Origin of the sequence: Enterobacter sichuanensis (assembly GCF_002939185.1) — a bacterium.
Classification (GTDB): domain Bacteria; phylum Pseudomonadota; class Gammaproteobacteria; order Enterobacterales; family Enterobacteriaceae; genus Enterobacter; species Enterobacter sichuanensis.
In genome coordinates this window covers 1-2,027 of record NZ_POVL01000133.1, presented here as the reverse complement: position 1 = coordinate 2,027, position 2,027 = coordinate 1, and the positions used below count along the sequence as shown (strand labels likewise).

Sequence of the window (2,027 nt, the reverse complement as noted above, 5' to 3'; positions counted from 1 at the left end):
AATCATTACACGCGGCTGGAGCGGCATAATATGTGGAGCGAAAACAAATTCTTTGTTGCTCCCATTAATCACATATACAAGTAAATAGTTTAAATACTGTGTGCTATTTATTGCTTCCGATGCACCATGTGTAGCAATACTTTGTTTTTTGGATTCATAAAATGATTTGCTTAATGACTTTCTAAAAAAAATAGAGACAGGTGCTTGCCTGATAATGGATGCATTACCTGCAGTTTCTGGTGAAGTATTACCGCTCCAGCCAGAACCAATAGCCAAATATTGTTCTAAAGCAAATCGAGTTGTATTCCCTATATCAAAACAGACACCATTTGAACTGTTATAACCATGCTGATACCATGCCAGAAGTTTATTCCTAAAGAATATAGTATCAGCATCACCTTTCTCAAGAAGAGTTTCCGCAAGGTATAATGCCATGGAAGTATCATCCGTCCATTCGCCTGCGCGCAGTCGAAATGGCCCACCCCCCTGTCATATCCTTAACGTGTGCTCTGTCACGGGGTAGAAATTCGAGTGTGGTGCCTACAGCATCCCCGACCGCAAGACCAATAAGCGCACCTATCGCGCGATCCCGTGATTCCTCAAGCGAGATGTTACATAATGGTGTTAAATCCCATTTTTGTTGTGCATCGCAATCAAAAGATGATGCTAATGGTTTATCATTATATTCATACTGCATCCTCCGCTGGACTGAAGGACTGCTAATAGGTAAGTACTTACGATATCTATCTACATATTTTAACAATACATTCAAATTAGCATGTAAATCAATCACCATTCACCCATAATAAAAATATTTAACACCCAGCACTAAAACTCATCAGGATATTTCTTATTGAGCTTTTGTTGCTTTGTTATGTAATTGGCGTCAACCTCATGCGGCAACCTAACCTTTAATCCTCGGCGGATTTGATCCACAATAAACCAAGCATCCGACAACCTTTCAAAAAACAACTCATCAGAATTTTCAAACTCCTTCACTGCATACATACCGAACGTCATTTTCCATAATTTTGCCTTATCCTTTTCCTTACCTTCTATTAAATCCCGTAAAAATAATAATTGTTGTACAATAGAGTCGTACATTTGTAAAAGCGGGTTATGAGGGTTAAGATTTTTGACCTCAGCATATCTCTTTTGTGCTATAACCAATGCTCTTTCAACATAACCAAAGATTGTTATTTCATTCATTGCAGTGAATCGAATTGTCTTAAAATATTACACATGATAGCAAGTTATGTCCCCATTTTTCCGTGGTAACTCTAACCAGGATGATTACATTTAAAACTTTAATCAAAAGTTACTCATCACTTGCGATATCTCTTTTGCCTTTTCAAGTACTCTACGTCTTGCTCATGGGGGAGAATAACTTTCAATCCTTGCCCCATCTGAGAAGCTATATAATTAGCATTGGACAAATGCTGAGCAAGCTCGGCATCGGTAGTATCAAACTCTTTGGACGCAAGCACTCCAAGATTCAATGTGTGTAATTTACTTTTATCCTTTTCAGCACCAGTTAGAATGGATCTTATATAATCCAACTGATTCTTTGCCATAATATATAAAGAAAATGTAGGATTTTGTTCCAATCGATGATTGATTGCATCAATAGCATCATTGATATAATCCAGCGCGGTGTAATTTTCTTTATCCACAACCATGGTCACCACATCTTCTCTTGTCGAAGAATCTGTATTTTCCAATTTTTATCACGTAGGGATGCTTTTAACTAACAAACCATTAGGTACAGACTAAGAAAAAGGCACGGTACAATACCCGTGCCAGATGGCTAATATAATTATAAGAAATTATCCTCAGGAGCTCTATCGAACAGTTCACCTGCCATTTTGGCGATACGTTCGTGCTGTACGAGTCTGTTTTTCCACTCCTGCGGAATACCGGAGTAACCATATAATGCTCCCGCGATTTGTCCCGCCGTCGCTGCAACGCTGTCAGCATCATCGGCAAGGTTAGCTGCCAGTAGAATGGCATCACGGAAATTATCCGTA

At 38.9% G+C, this 2,027-nt stretch carries 4 protein-coding genes; all 4 read right to left on the bottom strand.

The genetic code is table 11. From position 1 onward, the window contains the following. A partial coding sequence (locus C5687_RS25185; RefSeq protein ID WP_238380519.1) for an ADP-ribosylglycohydrolase family protein occupies positions 1-435 on the bottom strand: 435 nt, incomplete at its 3' end. A gap of 393 nt (positions 436-828) precedes the next feature. Then, positions 829-1,209, bottom strand: a complete 381-nt coding sequence (locus C5687_RS24055) for an immunity protein Tsi6 family protein (RefSeq protein ID WP_047958895.1) — start codon at positions 1,207-1,209, stop codon at positions 829-831. 116 nt (positions 1,210-1,325) lie between these two features. Continuing rightward, on the bottom strand, positions 1,326-1,679 hold the full coding sequence (locus C5687_RS24050; RefSeq protein ID WP_047958896.1) for an immunity protein Tsi6 family protein: 354 nt from the start codon (positions 1,677-1,679) through the stop codon (positions 1,326-1,328). Positions 1,680-1,816: 137 nt separating this feature from the next. Next, a partial coding sequence (locus tag C5687_RS24045) for an ADP-ribosylglycohydrolase family protein (protein WP_146086312.1) occupies positions 1,817-2,027 on the bottom strand: 211 nt, incomplete at its 5' end.

Excerpts from the sequence above, each read along its gene's own strand:
- C5687_RS24055 (WP_047958895.1), bottom strand. The coding sequence starts at position 1,209 with ATGAATGAAATAACAATCTTTGGTTATGTTGAAAGAGCATTGGTTATA.
- C5687_RS24050 (WP_047958896.1), bottom strand. The coding sequence starts at position 1,679 with ATGGTTGTGGATAAAGAAAATTACACCGCGCTGGATTATATCAATGAT.